This window comes from Halorubrum sp. T3 (genome assembly GCF_000296615.1).
Taxonomy (GTDB): domain Archaea; phylum Halobacteriota; class Halobacteria; order Halobacteriales; family Haloferacaceae; genus Halorubrum; species Halorubrum ruber.
The window spans coordinates 723,552-739,933 of record NZ_JH815330.1 but is presented as its reverse complement, the minus strand read 5'-3'; the positions used below and the strand labels follow the sequence as shown (position 1 = coordinate 739,933).

The following is a 16,382-nucleotide window of genomic DNA, read 5'->3' as shown; positions in this document are numbered from 1 at the left end:
CGATCGTGAGGGTTTGACGGCGACTCGCAGCGGATTTGCCGCCCCCGGCCTACAGCGCGTCGACCGCGTCGAGCGCCGCCTCGATGTCGGGTACGTCGAACCACTCGCGGTCGGTGTACGCGTTCGTCCCGGCCGCGTACATCTCGGAGACGGCCGCGACGACCGCGGGCGGCAGCGGGTCGGGCGACTCGTCGCAGAGCTCGCGCCAGTCGTCGATGTCGCGGCCCGCCACCGACTCCTTCGCCTCCTTCACGGCCGCGACCCAGTCGGGGTCGTTCGCCTTGTACCACTGGCGGACGACCTCCTTCGAGATCCCGCGCCCGCCGTAGGAGAACCGGTTCTCGTCGAACGTGCCGACCACGTCGGCGACCCGGAGCTCGCCGTCGACGTAGAGGCACTCGATCTTCCCGTCCTCGTGGACGAAGCCGGCCGCCTCGGCGCGCTCGGTGACGACGCGGTTCACCTCTCGCGCGAGGGACTCGAGGGCGTCGACGTCGGCGACGCCCGCGACCGCGTCGGCCTCCGCGCGGGTCAGGTAGCGGTCCTGTTGCTCGTACTTCGTCGAGAACTCCACGACCGGCTCGGGGAGGTCGACCGGCTCGTCGGGCCACTCGCCGTCGCCCCCCGCGAGGTCGTCAAGGCCGAAATCCGCGGGCTCCCTGCGGCGCCGGAGGCTGGAGCCGACGGGGACGCGGTTGCGGAACACCACTTCGAGGGGGACGAGGTAGTTCTCGCCGCCCGCGGCGTGGAAGGCGTCGTAGTCGTAGCCGGCGTGCGGCCCCTCGTACGGGAGGTCGGGGACCTGCGTCAGGTCGATGGCCATCTCCGTCGGCGGCGCGCTCGCCTCGTCGAGCGGGACGACATCGCCGGAGTCGGCGTCCGCGACCCCTCGGTAGTGGGTCGGGACCCCCTCGCGCTCCAGCAGTTCGAAGTTGAACGCGCCCATCGCGCAGAGGCTCGCGCCCTTGTCCGGGATCGCGTCGGGCATCTGCCCCCAGTCGAACACCGAGTAGGCGTCCGTGAAGACGAACCGCCCACGGCCGAGCCCGTCGGCGGTCGCCGGCTCGTCGACGCGGAACTCCTTGACGCTCGTCATGCCGCATACCGCGACCGCCTCCCACAAGAAGGTTTCAGTTACGTGGTCACCTCGTCGTATTTCTCTCCGCTTCGATCCACGTCTGCGGATCAGACTGAGCGCAGCGAGGCTCGTCGCCGGCGCGCTTGCATCGAAAGCGACACCCGACTCGCCCGCGCAGGCGGTAGCATGAACGATGCGCGCGAGGTCGTCGTCCTCCGGTACGGTCACCGGCCGGGGCGCGACGACCGCATGACGACGCACGTCGGGCTCACGGCGCGGGCGCTCGGCGCCGACCGGGTGATACTCCCCGACAACGCGGGGCAGTCCGCGGAGACCGTCCGGGACATCACCGACCGCTTCGGCGGGCCGTTCGCGGTCGAACTGCGCGACGACCAGAAGGCATTCGTCGGGAACTTCGACGGGGTCGTCGTCCACCTCACGATGTACGGCGAGCGCGTCCAGGACGTGGAGGACGACGTTCGCGAGGCGGTCGGTCTCGACCGGCCCGAGGTCGTCGAGGAGGCGTCGCCGCCGCGCGACCTCCTCGTCGTGGTCGGCGGCGAGAAGGTCCCGTGGGCGCTGTACGAGCGCGCCGACTTCAACGTGGGCGTGACGAACCAGCCCCACTCGGAGGTCGCCGGGCTCGCCGTCTTCCTCGACCGCCTGTTCGACGGCGCGGAGCTGGACCGCGAGTGGGCGGACGCCGACCGCCGCGTCGTCCCGGAGGCGACCGCGAAGACCGTGGTCGACGCGGAATCCGGAGCCGCCGAGGACGACACCGGGGAGTCTCCGGACGGCGACGGGTCCGACGCCGCCGACCCGAGCTGATCCGCGCTACTCGCCGCGGCGGTCCGCGTCCCGTTCGGACCCGCGCTCGACGACCTCGGGCGTGCCGCTCAGGATGCCGCGAAGTCCCGACATCGGCTCGCCGACGGTGATCCCGTGTTCCGTGATCCTGAACTCGCGGATCGTGCGCTCGAAGTCGCTCGTCCGCTTTTTTAAGACGCCGATCGCCTTCCGGATCTCGCCGTCGACCTCCAGGTGACGGAGGAACACGATGTTGTCGGCGAGGTAGCTGACGTTCTCCATCGTCGCGCGGAACTGACCGGTGACGTTCCGCGTCTCGTCGATGAACACGCCCGTCACCCCGGCGTTCTTCAGGTAGCGGCCGAGCGCGTGCATCTGCTGGAGCATCTGGTCGTCGCCGCCGCGGAGCGTCAGCCGGTAGCCGGAGATGCCGTCGATCATGACGATGTCGGCGTCCCGCCCCTCGACCTCGTCGCGGACCATCCGCGCGAACTCCTGTGGCGACCGCTCTAACGCTTCCACTTCGACCACCTCAAGGGTCCCCTTCTCCATCATCTGGTCCACCGGGATGTTGACCGCCCGCGACCGGGCGAGGAACGTCCCCCTCGTCTCCTCGAACAGGTAGATGACGGAGCGTTCGCCCCGGCCCGCGGCCTCCTTCATGAACTGCGTGCTGAGGGTCGTCTTCCCCACGCCGGTCGGCCCGCTCACGATGCTGACGGTGCCGCGCTCGATGCCGCCGTGGAGCAGCTCGTCGACCTCCGGAATGCCGGAAGAGATCTGCTCGAACCGGCCGTCGCCCGCGTTGCGCACACCGGGCTGGAGCGCCGGATACACCTCGATCCCCGAGTCGGTGACCCGGTAGGCGTGGTCGCCGCCCTGCGTCGCCGAGCCGCGGAACTTCGGGACGCTCACCGTCTTGCCGTACGACGCGGCGTCCAGTCGGATCGTCCCGTCCGTGATGAACTCCAAGTCGTCCGTCGGCAGCGACTCGGTGTTCTGGACGGTGAACAGCACCGTCGCCCCGCGGTCCTTTAAAAACCGCATGAACCCGACCACCTGCTTCCGGAACTGGTAGTCGTCGGACAGCAGGAAGCGGAGCTGGGTCAGCGGGTCGACGACGACGCGGTCCGGGTCGACCGCGGTGACGCCCTCGACGATGCGGTCGGTCAGCGGCTCGCGTTCGACCTCCGCCGGCTCGAACACCTCGTACGACTCGTCCTCGACGAACGCGTCGGCGCCCGGACTCAGATCGAGGAACTCGATCGCGTCGGTGTCGAAGCCGAGCGCGGCCGCGTTCGCCTTCAGGTCGCGGAGGTCCTCCTCGAGGTTGACGAACAGCGCCGTCTCCCCCTCGTCGACGCCCTGCTGGAGGAAGTGGAGGCTCAAGATCGTCTTCCCGCTCCCGGCCTGCCCGCGGATCATGTAACTCCGTTCGGGAACGAGGCCGCCGGACAGAATCTCATCGAGCCCGGCGATGCCGGTCGACGCTCGCTCGGCCGTTGGCGATGTCATACCACCCCGGTCGGCCGCGACCGCCATATATATGGGTAGTTCTTAGTGCGTTCCCTGCCTCGTTGAAACGAGATGGATTCGGAGTCGGGTCCGACTGTCGCTGGTGTCGACAGCGACGGGTCCGACCCCGGCGAGGCGGTCGGCGACAACGTCCGAACCGCCGATCGCGTGCGCGGGGAGACGCCGACCGCGGGCGGCGACGCGACGGTCCTTCTCCTGATGGACGCCGACCGCGACCGCGACCTGCTCGCCGAGGCGCTGGGCGAGCGCTATCGGATCCGGACCGGGAGCGACCCGTCCGCGCTCGACGGCGAGTTCGACTGCTGCGTCCTCGACGCGAAGGCCTTCGACGCCGCCGGCGACGCGCTGGACTCCCGGCGCGAGCGCGCAGATCCCGCGTTCCTTCCGTTCGTGCTGTTGGTGAGCGAGGGGTCTCGGGGGCGGCCGGCCGACCGCGCGTGGGATCGCGTCGACGACGTCATCGAGCTGCCGGTCGGCCGACGGGCGCTCCTCACGCGGGTCTCGAACCTGATCGAGCGCCGGACCACCTCGCTCCGCCTCAGGCGGACCGTCGCGGAGCTGCGGCTCACGGAGCGAGCGATGGACGAGGCCCCCGTAGGAATCACCCTCGCGCGGGCGACGGACGGCGACGACAACCCGCTCGCGTACCTCAACGAGGAGTTCGAGGCGCTGACCGGCTACGGCGAGGAGCGGCTCGGCGAGGACTGCCGATTCCTCCAAGGTCCCGACACGGCCGACGAGACGACCGACGAGATCCGGGCAGGACTCGACGAGGAGCGGTCGGTCGACGTGGACATCCTCAACTACCGAGCGAACGGACAGAAGTTCTGGAACCGGCTCCAGATCGAGCCCCTACAAAACGAGGCGGGCGAGACCACGCACTTCGTCGGGTTCCAGACGGACATCACCGAACGGAAGATCCGCGAGCGGCGCCTGGAGGTGATGGCCCGGGTGCTCAACCACAACCTCCGGAACAAGATGAACCTCATCACGGGGTACGCGGGCCTGCTCCGAAACGGTCCCGACGAGGAGTCGCAACGCCGGGCGCTCGACGTGATCTCCGAGACGGCTGCGGACCTCACGGGGATCGCGGAGGCGGTTCAGAAAGTCGACGAGACGGTCTCGGCGCCCGCGCTCGACGCCCCGATCGACCTCCGCGACGAGCTGATCGAACTCCGGAACCGGATGCGGAGCCGCTACCCGGACGCCGAGGTGAGCCTGACGCTCCCGGACGACGACCCGATAGAGGCGACGGTCGTCGGCCTCCCGGTCGCCGTGGCGGAGGCGGTCGAGAACGCCGTGAAGCACAACGACGCGCCGTCGCCGTCGGTCGAGGTGCGCGTCGAGCGCAGTCCGCCGGGGTGGGTCGCGATCGAGGTCGAGGACGACGGCCCCGGGATCCCGGACCACGAGACGCAGGTGTTAGTGGCGGGCGAGACGTCGCTGACCCACGCCGACCGGCTCGGCATCTGGCTCATGTACTGGGTCGTGGCGAAGGCGGGCGGCGAGTTCGACGTCGACACCACGGAGAGCGGGACGACGATCCGGATCGAAGTGCCGGTCGATCCCTGATCGGGGGGCGAGCCCGCCGCGCGGCCGCCTACAGCGCCCGCTTCGAGCGGAGCCGCGCGAGCCGCGTCCGCGCCTCCTGGCGGCTCGTCCCGCGCACGCGACCCGTCTCGGCGTCGGCCATGGAGACGAAGGAGAGCCGGTCGAGGAGCGGCGGCCAGTCGCCGGCGCCCGCGGCGTCGCCGGCGAACGCGACCGCGTTGCCGAGCCCGTTCCGCTCCTCGCTCCCGGCCCGCGCGACCAGCGCGTCCGCGGCGCGCCGCCCGCCGGCGACAGCGAGTCGATCGCCGACCGTCGCGGGGATCCACGCCGGGAGGAGCAAGAGCCAGCAGCAGACCCCGGCGGCCGCGTACGCCCACGACGGGACGCGCTCGCGGTCCGGCTCGTAGCCGTGGATCCGGTTGACGCGCCGGTCCGCGGCGGTGCGGTCTCCGCGCCGTCCCACGAGCAGCGTCGCGAGCAGCGCCGCGGTCTCGACGGCCGCCAGCGCCGGGAGCGTCGCGGTCGTGAGCAGCGCCTGCCGCGTCCGGATCCGCACCAGCGCGTGGCGCAGCGCGGCGTCGCGGTCGGCCTTCGGGAGGGCGAGCAGCCGCGTCGAGACCACGAGCCGCGACCCGCGGTAGCCGTCCGTCGCAGCGACGTTCGCGGCGTCGGCGCGGACCGCGGTCACCTCGGGCGCGTCGACGCCGACCTCGGCCGCGAGCGTCTCGACGCGGTCGGCGACGAAGTCGGCGCGGCGGTCGTCGAGGTCGGCGGCGGGGAGCCGCGCGATCCGCCTGTCGACGAGGACCGGGCCGAGCATCGCCGAAGCAGCGGGACCGACGACGACCGCGGCGAGCAGTCCCCCGGGCGCGCCGAGTGGGACGAGCCCGAGCCCGCCGGGGCCGAGCAGCGCGGCGAGCGGGACCAGCGGGACCGCCGCCAGCACCGCCGGGACCGCGAGGAGCGCGAGGGCCCCGAGCGCGCGTCGCCCCCGTCCGTCCACCGAGTCTGCCATACGGGCGAGTGTGAGCCACGGCCCGTAAAGCTCTGCCGGACCCGCGGGTCGGCCGCGGGGTCCGAAGGGTGATCGCTCCGGGATCGTGCGAGGAGCGCGACCGCGCCTTTCGGAGGTTTTAACCGGATTCCACCACCAGTTTCCCGTAATGGCTTTTGAGGATCTACTGAACGACCCCGTCATCCAGAAGTACCTCCACGAGCTGGTGGGGCCGACGGGGATGCCGGTCGCGGCCGCGCCGCCCGACGGCGAGGTCACCGACGAGGAGCTGGCCGAGGAGTTAGGCTTAGAGCTCAACGACGTGCGGCGCGCGCTGTTCATCCTGTACGAGAACGACCTGGCGACGTACCGGCGCGTCCGCGACGAGGACTCCGGGTGGCTCACGTACCTGTGGACGTTCCACTACGACAACATCCCGGAGAACCTCCAGGAGGAGATGTACCGACTGCTCGAGGCCTTAGAGGAGCGCGAGGAGTACGAGCGCACCCACGAGTTCTACCTCTGTGAGGTGTGTTCGATCCGCTTCGAGTTCGGCGAGGCGATGGACTTCGGCTTCGAGTGCCCCGAGTGCGGCTCGCCGCTCGAAGCGATGGACAACGACCGGCTCCGCGACGCGATGGACCAGCGCATCGAGGCGCTGCGCGACGAGCTCAACGTGGACGTGACCGGCTGATGGTCGTCCTCGCAACCAAGTGCTACGTCGAGGGCGACGCCCGCGAGCGCGCCCTCGACGGCATGAACTCGCTCGTCGCCAACGACGTGGGCGAGCTCGACGTCGACTGGCAGGTGGGCGTCCGCGACGACGACTTCGTCCAGATCGACGTGACGGGCGAGGACGCGCCGGTCGCGCGCAACGTCCTCGCGGAGACGTGGGGCGAGATCGTCGCCCACGACGGCGGCCTCGAAGCGGGCGAGGAGTACGTCGGGACGCTCGAGTCGTGGGACGACGTCGGGTTCACGCTCGACGCCGGCGTCGACGTGTTCGTCCCGGCCGACGAGCTCGGGCTCGGCGTCGGCTCGCCGGAGCAGGTCGTCGAGCGGTTTGGCCTCGTCCAGCACCTCCCGATGCGGTTCGTTTACGGCGGCGACGCCGGTGACCCGGACGCGGAGCCGAGTCGGCTCGCCGACGCGGAGCGCGACCGCCTGTACGACTGGCAGCGCGGCGACGGCCGGGTGAACGTCAACTCGGCGACGCGCGGCGAGACGCGCGCGACGGTGAACCGCGCGGGCCACGCGCAGGACATCGTCACCGTCGAGCGGCTCGGCCTCCTCGAACAGAGCATCGTCTGCGCGGAAGGCACCGACCCGCCGGGACTGCTGGCCGCCATCGGCTCGTACCTCCCGGCCGAGATGCGCTGTGTGGTCTAACCAGATCCGAGAACCGTGAACAGACGCTTCGCGCTCGCGGCGGCGGCGATCGCCCTCCTCGCGGTCAGCGCCGGCTGCCTCGGCTACGCGACCGGCGGCGGCGAGGTGACGAACGAGACGCTCGACGCCGAGCCGCCCCGCGAGTACGAGTTCGACACGGACCGCGACGCCGCGTTCACCCTCTCGACGGACGCGAGGTACACCGCCGTGTACGCGGTCGGCGACCGGGAGGAGATCCGGCTGTACGAGCAGACGCCGTACGCGGGCGACCAGCCCCTGGAGTTCGAGGCGTTCCGGTATCGGTACCCCGACGGCGAGGTGATCACGGGCAGCGAGTTCCGCGCCCGCGGCGGCGAGATCGAGCGGACGACCGACGAGACGTGGATCCGGTTCGCGGACGACATGGCCGGCGGGGAGGCGGCGTTCTCGGGCGCCGGGTCGCCGCGCCGGTTCACGATGCGCGCCTACGTCGAGGGGTCGTACGCCGTGACGCTCCCGCCGGGCTTCACCACGGAGTTCCCGATCGTCGGCCACGTGTCGCCGCGTGACCACTCCGTCGAGGCGGTCGGCGACCGCGACCGGATCGTCTGGGACGGGGTGTCGGGCGGCTCGATCGTCGTCCAGTCGTACCGCGAGGGCGACTTAGTGGTGTTCGGCGTCATCCTCGTGATCGGAGCGGTCGCCGCGGTCGCCGGGACGGTCTACTTCCGGCGACAGCTGGAGGCGCTCCGCGAGCGCCGCCGCGACCTCGGTTTGGGCGTCTACGACGACGATGACGACGACGGCTTGCTCTGACGGCCGCGGACGCGTCGATCCCCGAACGCCGCCCGCGCCGCGGTCCTTTTCTACCGCGCGGCGCTTGCGTTCGGTATGAACGCCGCCGTCGTCACCGTCGGGGACGAGCTCCTCGTCGGGGACACCGAGAACACGAACGCCACCTGGCTCTGCGACCGTCTCGACGCGCGGGGCGTCGCCGTCCGGCGCGTGACAGTCGTGCCGGACGAGGTGAGCGAAATCGCGCGCGTCGTCAACGAGTACCACGCCGAGTACGACGCGGTGATCGTCACCGGCGGTCTCGGGCCGACGCACGACGACGTGACGATGGAGGCGGTCGCGGCCGCGTTCGGCCGCGACCTCGTCGAGAACGAGGAGGCGGCCGCGTGGCTCGCCGAGCGCGGGTACAGCGGGAGCGACCTCGCGGCGGAGACGACGCACCTCCCCGCCGACTGCCGGCCGCTGCCGAACGAGGCCGGAGTCGCGCCGGGCGCGGTCGTCGAGTCCGTCTACGTCCTGCCCGGCGTCCCGACGGAGATGAAGGCGATGTTCGAGCTGGTCGCAGACGAGTTCGCGGGGACGCGAACCCACGTTCTCACGGTCGACGTCGACGAGCCGGAGAGCGAGCTGCTCGACCGGTTCGCGTCGCTGCGAGAGCGGTTCGACGTGCGCGTCGGCTCCTACCCGGGCGAGGTCGTGACCGTGAAGATCACCGCCGAGAGCGAGGCGGAGGCCGAACTCGCCGCGGCGTGGATCCGCGAGCACACGGACGCGGTCGAGGAAGAGTCCGCCTGACGGTACAGGTGCGAGCGCTCTGCCTAGCGGTACAGGTACGCGACCCACACGGCGACGAGCGCGAGGCTCGCGAGCAGGACCGCGCCCGCGGTCGCGCTGATCGGCAGCGGCTCCGTCACGGCGGCTTCGAGGATCATGTGCCGGGATTGTCTTGGGGGCGTCTTAAGCGTTGATTCTCGCGCGACCCGTTCGTCCGCAGTCGGCCCCGCCGTCGGCGACCCGCGGCTTCCGGACGCGTCCCGTTTAAGAGTCCAGCGCGGTGAACGTCGGGTATGCACGTGGGGATCGTCGTGAATCCGGTCGCCGGCATGGGCGGCCGCGTCGGACTGAAGGGGACCGACGGGAAGGTGGCGGAGGCGGTCGAGCGCGGCGCGGAGCCCCGGGCGCCGGACCGAGCGAAGCGCATGCTCGACCGGCTGGCCGCGGTCGCCCCCGAGACGGAAGTCTCCGTCGCCGCGGACCCGATGGGCGAGTCGATCGTCCGCGAGGCGGGCTTCGGTCCCGTCCGCGTCGTCGACCCCTTCGACGGCGAGGGCTCGGAGTCGACTGTGCCCCCCGAGCCGACGGGGACGACCGCGGCCCACACCGCCGCGGTCGTGCGGGCGTTCGCGGGGAACGACGGGGACGGAGCGGCCGCGGCCGAGACCGAAGCGAGCGGCGGCGACCCCGTGGACCTCGTTCTGTTCGTCGGAGGCGACGGCACCGCCGCGGACGTCGCGGCCGCGCTGGAGGGGACGGACGTGCCGATGCTCGGCGTTCCCGCGGGCGTGAAGGTGTACTCCTCCGTCTTCGCCGTCTCGCCGGAGGACGCCGCCGAGGTCGCGGCGTCGTTCTCGCGGACCGAGCGCCGCGAGGTGATGGACATCGACGAGGACGCCTACCGCGAGGGGGAGGTCAACCCGACGCTCCGCGGGGTGGCGCACGTCCCGGTCGCCGAGGATCTCCAGTCGTCGAAACAGACGGCGAGCGGCACCGTCGAGTCGCTGGCAGAGGGCGTGGCGGCCGACATCCGCGGTCGCGACGGCGACGGCGTCACCTTCGTTCTCGGCCCGGGGTCGACAGTGGGGGCGATCAAAGACGAGCTCGGCTTCGAGCCGTCGCCGATCGGCGTCGACGTGTGGCGCGACGGCGAGGTGATCGTCCGCGACGCGACGGAGGCGGCGATCCTCGACGCGCTCGGCGAGGAGAACGTGGTCGTCGTCTCGCCCATCGGCGGGCAGGGGTTCGTCTTCGGCCGCGGCAACCCCCAGATCTCGCCGGCCGTGATCCGGCGCTGCGACCTCCGGATCGTCGCCTCGCGCGCCAAGCTCGACGACGTGCGCGCGCTCCGCGTCGACACCGACGAGCCAGACCTCGACGACGAGCTCGCGGGCTGGGTCCGCGTCCGCGTCGGGAAGTTCGAGACGCGGATGATGAAGATCGTCTGACCGGGCCATGCCGCCTCCCGTCGGAGCCGCTTCGAGCGGACAACGCACCGGGACGGCTGTGCGGCGGGCAGGCGGACGGAAGGCTTCGCCGAGAGGGTAGTTCGTCCGACTTGTGACCGCAGCGAGGACGCATCTGCCGGACCATCGCTCGGTAATCGAAGACGTGGACGCGAAGCCGGTGCTGGAAGGCAGCCGGAACGCGGAAAACGGTCAGTGGTCGAGCTCGGTTCAGGTGCCTATCGCGGCGAACGTGAACACGAGCGCGAGGTACGCGGCGACGATGACGACCGCCAACACCGGGACCAGTGAGAAGTGGTTGTGGCTCCCGTTATTGCCGTCGACCTCACCGCGCTCGACGGCGTCAACGTCGACTTCGCCGGATTCGATGGCGTCGGCAGATGGCATTACCTCGGGGAGTCCCTTGCGTCTGGCGTCGAACTTATTGAGGACGAGCACTGCGGCCGCCGTCAGAACGAGCGCTAGTGGCAAGGCGACGTAGGCTGTCTGGAGGCCCAGACCGTATAGTATGAGCACGAACACCGTGACCACCGCGGCAGTTCCCGCGAACGGTATCTGGGTATTGACGTGGTCGATGTGATCAGAGCCCGAGAAGATCGACGACATGACCGTCGTGTCACTGATTGGCGAGCTGTGATCGCCGTAGATGGCGCCGCCGAACAGCACCCCAACGAGCACGGGGAGAATAGAGGGGCCGACCAGTTCATACCCCAGCGGGATTGCCAGGGGGGTCAGAATGGCCATCGTTCCCCAGGAGGTACCGGTCGTGAAGGCTACGAACATCGCCGCGAGGAAGATGATCACCGGGAGGAAGGTCCCGGGAATGCCGCTGCCGACCATCGCGTCGACGATGACCTGCGCGGTGCCGACCCTCTCGGCGGCTAAGCCGATCGACCACGCCAGCACGATAATCGCGATGGCGATGTTCATCGTTTTGAATCCCTGGATGATGGTGTCGCTGGCCGTTTCGAGGTCCATCGTCCGGTAGCCGAGCGCGCCGATAAAGCCGGACACCATGAACGCGAAGGAACCGTACAGCAGACCGAGGGCCACGTCGGTCTCCTGGAACGCCTCCGAGATGCTGACGCCAGGGTTGTGGCCACCACCGAGCCACCACATCGAGACCAGGCTAACGACGAGCAACACCAAGATAGGGCCGAAGAAATTCACGAGCGTCGGATTCTTATCGCTGGGTTCGCCGACGTCCTGCGAGACGTCCGACAGCGGCGTCGCGTCCTCCCGAATGGTCCGACCGGTGGAACGCGCCCGCCACTCGGCGTCGAGCATCGGACCGAAGAACCGCTGGGTGATCGCGATGAACCCGACCATGAAGAACGCCATGAAACAGTAGATGTTCCACGGGATGCTCTGGAGGAACAGTCCGAATGGCGTCATCCCGAGTTCCGAGGCAGTGATCGTGGCAGCCTCGAAGCCGGCGATAATCATCGATACCTGATACCCGATCCAAGACGACACCGGCCCGAACGTCGCCACGGGCGAGGTCGTCGAGTCGAGCGCGTAGGCGTGCATCTCTCGGGAGGAGCGGTTCTCCTGAGCGAGATCCCGCGTGGCGTTGCCCGTGACAATCGTGCTGGTGTATGAGCTGAAGAAGATGAACACCCCGATGAGCCAGGTGAGGATCTGCGACTCGCGGGCGCTGTCGACTCGGTCGCCGATCCACTGCTCCAGTGCCAGAATGCCCCCAGAGCGGTGAATGAACGCCGCGCCCGCCCCCATGAACATGATGAGGATGATGAACTTCGTGTTGAACGGCGACCGAAACACCTCAACGAGCCAGTCCATAGTGAGTGCTGTCGCGGCGATAGGATTCCACCCGGCCACGATCATCGCACCGATCCAGACGCCGGCGAACAGGGACACTAACACCTGCCGTGTCGTCATCGCCAGTACGATTGCGAGAAGTGGCGGTGCCAACGCCAACAGACCGTAAGTTGTGGTGGTCACAGACAGGATTGAATATTGGTCCATGAAAAATATTCGTATATATCTACAACGGCTTCCGTGAGATACCGGAATATCCTGAACGCTCCTCGGTCGAAATACATCATAATTCGAGTTCGCTCTGGCCGTGCGAGAGACTGAGCGAGGGTCTCGCGCGCTGAGGCCGTGCGAATAGGATTGTCAAGAGTTTCGGGGTTACGTTCCGGGCTGCTTCTCGGTTAGCAGTTTCAGCCCGAACCCGATCAGTACGCTACCGCTCGCGTACTGGATGAATCTAGAAACCGTCTCGGAGTCAACGATAATGTGCCGTACCCGACTGGCGAACGCGACCACGATCAGGAGGTACAGGACGCTGAGAGTGGCGTAGGTCAGCCCCAGAATCGACATCTGGAGAGATACGCTTGCGGTCCGAGAGATGAACTGCGGGAAGAACGCGAGGACGAAGACGGCAACCTTCGGATTGGAGACGTTGATCGTCACTGCTTGCCTGTATGAGCGTCTAAGCGAGGAGTTCGTTTCTGAGATGGTATTCCGAATCTCGAACTCCTCGTCGTGTCGGAACGCCTGAACGCCCAGGTAGACGAGATAGGCGACGCCGAGGTACTTCACGACGGTGTATGTAAGCGCCGAGGTTCGGAGGATCGCGGCTAATCCGAGTACCGCTGCCGTCGTGTGAACGAGGATTCCTGTGGCCGTTCCGCACGCGGCGGCCGCCCCGGCATAGCGCCCGCGACGGAGACTCTCCGTCAAGGTGTATATCGTATCCGGGCCGGGAGAAAGAATGACCACTATCGCCGCCGAAACAAACGTGACAAGGGTTGTGTGGTCAAAAACGAGTACGTTCATTTAAAAGAGGCCACTACGGGATTTTCAGCCCGACAATACGGGATGATTTCCTGTCAAAACCGTCAACGCGGAGTGGGGATCTGTATTCAGCACAGATATGCTATCGGCTACTGCAGATTTCAACGAAGCCGAATAAAAAGCGTTTGATCCTCCCACGACCTCGGGGAGCAGTCTGCTCTGTTGATTCCGAGGACGACACGGCTACCGCAGTATCTGAGGGAGTGATTGTTCGTGTCTCGGTCGACGAAGCGTAGATCGATCAGTTCGGTAGCCCCGAACTTCGTACCTCCCTGCTGAGACTCCGTCACGAGATAGCGGTAGACCATAGCCGTCGGCCGGCGACACGCGACTCGATTTATAAATGCCGACCGTTGACGCCGCCGACAGACAGGCCTTTGTCGCTCGCAGCGCCGGGAGTCGTATGGGACGCGAGAAGGAGCGGATGCTCGCCGGTGAGGCGTACGACCCGTCGGCCCCCGAACTGGTCGCCGACCGGCGGCGCGCACGGGACCGCTGCCGCCGGTACAACGACACCGCGCCGACGGAGACCGACCGCCGGGATCGCCTGCTCAGCGAGCTGTTCGGCGACGTCGGAGACGACGCGACGATCCTACCGCCGTTCCGCTGCGACTACGGGTACAACGTCGGCGTCGGCGACGGCTTCTTCGCGAACTACGGCTGCGTCTTCTTAGACGTCGCACCGGTCGCGTTCGGCGAGAACTGTCAGCTCGGGCCGGGCGTCCACGTCTACACCGCGACGCACCCGATCGACCCCGAGGAGCGCGCGGCCGGGCTGGAGTTCGGCGACCCCGTCACGGTCGGCGACGACGTCTGGATCGGGGGCCGGGCGGTGCTCACGCCCGGGGTCGAGGTCGGCGACGGCGCGGTCGTCGCGGCCGGCGCCGTGGTGGTGGACGACGTGCCGGCGCGGACGGTGGTCGGCGGCAACCCGGCCGAGACGATCCGAGAAATCGACGACGAGTGACCTCTACCGCGAGTCCAGCGCGTCGGCCACCGCGGGCGCGACGCTGACGACGCTACAGCCGCGCTCGACGGTGTCGGTGCCCACGATCCGGTCGACGCCGGCGGCGCGGAGCTTCGTCACCGCGTTGGCCGCGAGGACCGGGTGGACGCAGGCGGTCAGCACCCGCGCGGCGCCGCGGTCGGTGAGGACGGCGACCGACTCGCTCATCGTGGAACCGGTCGCGATGATGTCGTCGACGACGACCACGTCGCGGTCGGCGACCGGCGCGTCGGAGGGCGACACCGCGACGGCGCCCGTCTCGCGGTCGCGGTGCTTCTCGAAGTAGTCCGTCTCGCCGGCGCCGTAGGCGTCGCGGACGGTGGCGGCCGCGTCGATCGCCCCTTCGTCCGGCGCGAGGAAGAGCGGGTCGTCGAGGTCGGCCGGGAGCGGAGCCGCGAGGACGCCCGCGGCGTCGACCGCCTCGGCGGGGACGTCGAAGAAGTCGGCGACGGTCGTCTCGTGGGGGTTGACGAGGACGACGCGGTCGGTCCCGGTCGAGATCGCCCGCGCCATCGCGCGGGCCGAGACCGGCTCGCCGTCGCCGAAGGAGTCGTCCTGGCGGGCGTACCCCATATAGGGGACAACGGTCGTCACGTCCGCGGCGCCGGCCTCGCGGACGGCGTCCTGGAGCTGGAGCAGTTCGACCCACGCCTCGTCGGAGTCGGTCGCGGCGACGATCACGGCCTCGTCGGCGTCGAAGTCGGGCACCGCGGCGAGCCCCTCCCCGTCCGGGAACCGGTCGTATGTCGGGGTGGCGAGCGCCCGGCCCGTCTCCGCGGCGAGCGCGGCCGCGAGCTGCTGCGAGCTGGACCCGGGTACGATCATGGGCGACCGTTCCGCGGACTCCGGTAAACCAGTTTCCTTACCGCGCGGCCGCCCCGCGCTCCCTCGCCCGCCACCGAGACGCCGCGCGCCACGCGAGCGCGACCCACACCGGCCCCACAGGGGCGGATATTTACGGGCGCGGCGGGTACGAGCGCCCAATGAGCGACACCGAAGCCGGCGCGCGCGTCGGACTCCCCTGTCCGTCGTGTTCGCCCGACGAGCCGACCGTCCACGAGGTCCTCAGCCCGGGCGGGCAGGCCACCGTTCGCTGTACCGAGTGCGACCACACCCACAAAACCGAGATTCCGGAGGAGGAGACCGTCGCCGTCACGATCGTCGTCTCGCAGGACGGCGACTCGTTCACGACGACGATGGACGTGCCCGCCGAGGGCGACGTCGGCACCGGCGAGGAGTTCGTCGTCGACACGGACGAGGCGCTGATGCAGGTGCGGATCACCGGGATCGAACTCGGCCCGGAGAACCGCGTCGAGGAGGCCGACATCACCGACGTGGAGACGCTGTGGACCCGCGCGGTCGACAACGTCGCGGTCCCCGTCACGCTCCACCCGAAGGACGGCGAGGCGGACCAGACCCGCTCGCTGCGGGTGAACGTCCCTGGCGACTACGAGTTCACCGTCGACGAGACCGTCGAGTTCGGCGAGGAGGAGTTCACCGTCGAGGGGCTCCAGATCCGCGAGGACGCCCCCGAGTACCGCCACGAGAAGCTCGACCACCCGGGCGACCTCGCCTACGCGAAGGACCTCAAGCGGGTGTACGCCCGCGACGAGACGCTCACCGCGTGGTCGGCCTGGTAGGCGCGGCGCGCTCGCCGCGGTCGACCTGGTCACCTCGACCCGGCCGGCGAAAGCTCGTACCAACATAAACAATTATGAAGGATACGCTCGTTAGTCGAGTCGTGCCACCCGTAGTACACGACTGACGCACGCTCGACGGCGGGGACGACGGCCGGTCCCGGCGGTCCGAGCACGCGCGAGGCGACCGAGACCGAACCGACGACCGACCGATCGGGTCCATCGACGAACCCGGGCGACGACGGTGCGACCGACGCCGACGACGGGACCGACGACCTGCCGACCGCCGCCGAGGCGGTCGCCAAGTGTGCGGGGACGTTCGACCCGTCCGACACCCGGCGGATCGCGAACGGAACCGACCGCTGGAACGAGTACGCCGGCTCGTCGCACTGACCGCGCGGCCGGATCCTTTTATTCGGCGGCGCGACTACCGACGAGCGGCCGATGACGAACCACCGCTCCGAGCCGGACTCGGCACCCGGCGACGACGAGCCCTATGAGTGCCGAGGCCACACCTTCTGAACCGACGCCGAGTGAGCGGCGG

15 protein-coding genes are annotated in these 16,382 nt (G+C 69.2%); 9 read left to right on the top strand and 6 right to left on the bottom strand.

All coding sequences use genetic code 11. The annotated features are described in order from the left end of the window. Nucleotides 1-49: 49 nt before the first annotated feature. Nucleotides 50-1,096, bottom strand: a complete 1,047-nt coding sequence (locus B378_RS0112780) for a phosphoribosylaminoimidazolesuccinocarboxamide synthase (protein WP_017344166.1) — start codon at nt 1,094-1,096, stop codon at nt 50-52. A gap of 168 nt (nt 1,097-1,264) precedes the next feature. On the opposite strand from B378_RS0112780, the gene B378_RS0112775 reads away from it, so the two are divergent. Next, nucleotides 1,265-1,906, top strand: a complete 642-nt coding sequence (locus B378_RS0112775; protein WP_017344165.1) for a tRNA (cytidine(56)-2'-O)-methyltransferase — start codon at nt 1,265-1,267, stop codon at nt 1,904-1,906. 6 nt (nt 1,907-1,912) lie between these two features. On the opposite strand, the gene B378_RS0112770 is transcribed toward B378_RS0112775, so the two are convergent. After that, the gene (locus tag B378_RS0112770; RefSeq protein ID WP_017344164.1) at nt 1,913-3,400 is read right to left on the bottom strand and encodes an ATPase domain-containing protein; all 1,488 of its coding nucleotides are present in this window, start codon (nt 3,398-3,400) and stop codon (nt 1,913-1,915) included. A gap of 72 nt (nt 3,401-3,472) precedes the next feature. Between B378_RS0112770 and B378_RS0112765 the strand changes: the two genes are divergently transcribed. Then, on the top strand, nt 3,473-4,993 hold the full coding sequence (locus tag B378_RS0112765; RefSeq protein ID WP_017344163.1) for an ATP-binding protein: 1,521 nt from the start codon (nt 3,473-3,475) through the stop codon (nt 4,991-4,993). Between the two features lie 28 nt (nt 4,994-5,021). Here B378_RS0112765 and B378_RS0112760 read toward each other — a convergent pair whose 3' ends face one another. Then, complete coding sequence (locus B378_RS0112760; RefSeq protein ID WP_017344162.1) at nt 5,022-5,987, bottom strand: hypothetical protein; 966 nt, start codon at nt 5,985-5,987, stop codon at nt 5,022-5,024. Nucleotides 5,988-6,135: 148 nt separating this feature from the next. Here B378_RS0112760 and B378_RS0112755 point away from each other — a divergent pair, with 148 nt between their 5' ends. From B378_RS0112755 to B378_RS0112730, 5 genes are all read left to right on the top strand, one after another. Beyond that, nucleotides 6,136-6,660 (top strand): transcription factor, encoded by a 525-nt coding sequence (locus B378_RS0112755; protein WP_017344161.1) that lies wholly within the window; start codon nt 6,136-6,138, stop codon nt 6,658-6,660. Continuing rightward, nucleotides 6,660-7,355: a DUF2110 family protein gene (locus B378_RS0112750; protein WP_017344160.1), complete on the top strand. Its 696-nt coding sequence runs from the start codon at nt 6,660-6,662 to the stop codon at nt 7,353-7,355. The genes B378_RS0112755 and B378_RS0112750 overlap by 1 nt, the downstream gene beginning before the upstream one ends. 15 nt (nt 7,356-7,370) lie before the next feature. Then, entirely contained in the window at nt 7,371-8,150 is a 780-nt protein-coding gene (locus B378_RS0112745) for a DUF5803 family protein (RefSeq protein WP_017344159.1), read from the top strand. Between the two features lie 75 nt (nt 8,151-8,225). Further along, the gene (locus tag B378_RS0112740; RefSeq protein ID WP_017344158.1) at nt 8,226-8,924 is read left to right on the top strand and encodes a molybdopterin-binding protein; all 699 of its coding nucleotides are present in this window, start codon (nt 8,226-8,228) and stop codon (nt 8,922-8,924) included. Nucleotides 8,925-9,196: 272 nt separating this feature from the next. After that, entirely contained in the window at nt 9,197-10,351 is a 1,155-nt protein-coding gene (locus tag B378_RS0112730; RefSeq protein WP_017344157.1) for an ATP-NAD kinase family protein, read from the top strand. Nucleotides 10,352-10,579: 228 nt separating this feature from the next. Here the strand turns inward: B378_RS0112730 and B378_RS0112725 are convergent, their stop codons facing one another. Next, complete coding sequence (locus tag B378_RS0112725; protein WP_026046285.1) at nt 10,580-12,271, bottom strand: Na+/H+ antiporter NhaC family protein; 1,692 nt, start codon at nt 12,269-12,271, stop codon at nt 10,580-10,582. 255 nt (nt 12,272-12,526) lie between these two features. Then, nucleotides 12,527-13,177 carry a LysE family translocator gene (locus tag B378_RS0112720; protein WP_017344155.1) on the bottom strand — a complete coding sequence of 217 codons (651 nt, stop codon included), beginning with the start codon at nt 13,175-13,177 and terminating at the stop codon, nt 12,527-12,529. A 421-nt stretch (nt 13,178-13,598) separates the two neighbouring features. On the opposite strand from B378_RS0112720, the gene B378_RS0112710 reads away from it, so the two are divergent. After that, nucleotides 13,599-14,162: a maltose acetyltransferase domain-containing protein gene (locus B378_RS0112710; protein ID WP_017344153.1), complete on the top strand. Its 564-nt coding sequence runs from the start codon at nt 13,599-13,601 to the stop codon at nt 14,160-14,162. Between the two features lie 3 nt (nt 14,163-14,165). Here B378_RS0112710 and prs read toward each other — a convergent pair whose 3' ends face one another. After that, nucleotides 14,166-15,026: a ribose-phosphate diphosphokinase gene (gene prs / locus B378_RS0112705; RefSeq protein ID WP_017344152.1), complete on the bottom strand. Its 861-nt coding sequence runs from the start codon at nt 15,024-15,026 to the stop codon at nt 14,166-14,168. 158 nt (nt 15,027-15,184) lie between these two features. Between prs and B378_RS0112700 the strand changes: the two genes are divergently transcribed. Continuing rightward, nucleotides 15,185-15,841 carry an HVO_0476 family zinc finger protein gene (locus B378_RS0112700; RefSeq protein ID WP_017344151.1) on the top strand — a complete coding sequence of 219 codons (657 nt, stop codon included), beginning with the start codon at nt 15,185-15,187 and terminating at the stop codon, nt 15,839-15,841. The last annotated feature ends 541 nt before the right edge of the window (nt 15,842-16,382 follow it).

Bases quoted from the DNA above. Each gene is read 5' to 3' on its own strand.
- B378_RS0112740 (WP_017344158.1), top strand. From the start codon at position 8,226: ATGAACGCCGCCGTCGTCACCGTCGGGGACGAGCTCCTCGTCGGGGAC.
- B378_RS0112755 (WP_017344161.1), top strand. From the start codon at position 6,136: ATGGCTTTTGAGGATCTACTGAACGACCCCGTCATCCAGAAGTACCTC.
- B378_RS0112750 (WP_017344160.1), top strand. From the start codon at position 6,660: ATGGTCGTCCTCGCAACCAAGTGCTACGTCGAGGGCGACGCCCGCGAG.
- B378_RS0112700 (WP_017344151.1), top strand. From the start codon at position 15,185: ATGAGCGACACCGAAGCCGGCGCGCGCGTCGGACTCCCCTGTCCGTCG.
- B378_RS0112720 (WP_017344155.1), bottom strand. From the start codon at position 13,177: ATGAACGTACTCGTTTTTGACCACACAACCCTTGTCACGTTTGTTTCG.
- B378_RS0112760 (WP_017344162.1), bottom strand. From the start codon at position 5,987: ATGGCAGACTCGGTGGACGGACGGGGGCGACGCGCGCTCGGGGCCCTC.
- B378_RS0112770 (WP_017344164.1), bottom strand. From the start codon at position 3,400: ATGACATCGCCAACGGCCGAGCGAGCGTCGACCGGCATCGCCGGGCTC.
- prs (WP_017344152.1), bottom strand. From the start codon at position 15,026: ATGATCGTACCCGGGTCCAGCTCGCAGCAGCTCGCGGCCGCGCTCGCC.
- B378_RS0112725 (WP_026046285.1), bottom strand. From the start codon at position 12,271: ATGACGACACGGCAGGTGTTAGTGTCCCTGTTCGCCGGCGTCTGGATC.
- B378_RS0112730 (WP_017344157.1), top strand. From the start codon at position 9,197: ATGCACGTGGGGATCGTCGTGAATCCGGTCGCCGGCATGGGCGGCCGC.
- B378_RS0112765 (WP_017344163.1), top strand. From the start codon at position 3,473: ATGGATTCGGAGTCGGGTCCGACTGTCGCTGGTGTCGACAGCGACGGG.
- B378_RS0112780 (WP_017344166.1), bottom strand. From the start codon at position 1,096: ATGACGAGCGTCAAGGAGTTCCGCGTCGACGAGCCGGCGACCGCCGAC.
- B378_RS0112710 (WP_017344153.1), top strand. From the start codon at position 13,599: ATGGGACGCGAGAAGGAGCGGATGCTCGCCGGTGAGGCGTACGACCCG.
- B378_RS0112775 (WP_017344165.1), top strand. From the start codon at position 1,265: ATGAACGATGCGCGCGAGGTCGTCGTCCTCCGGTACGGTCACCGGCCG.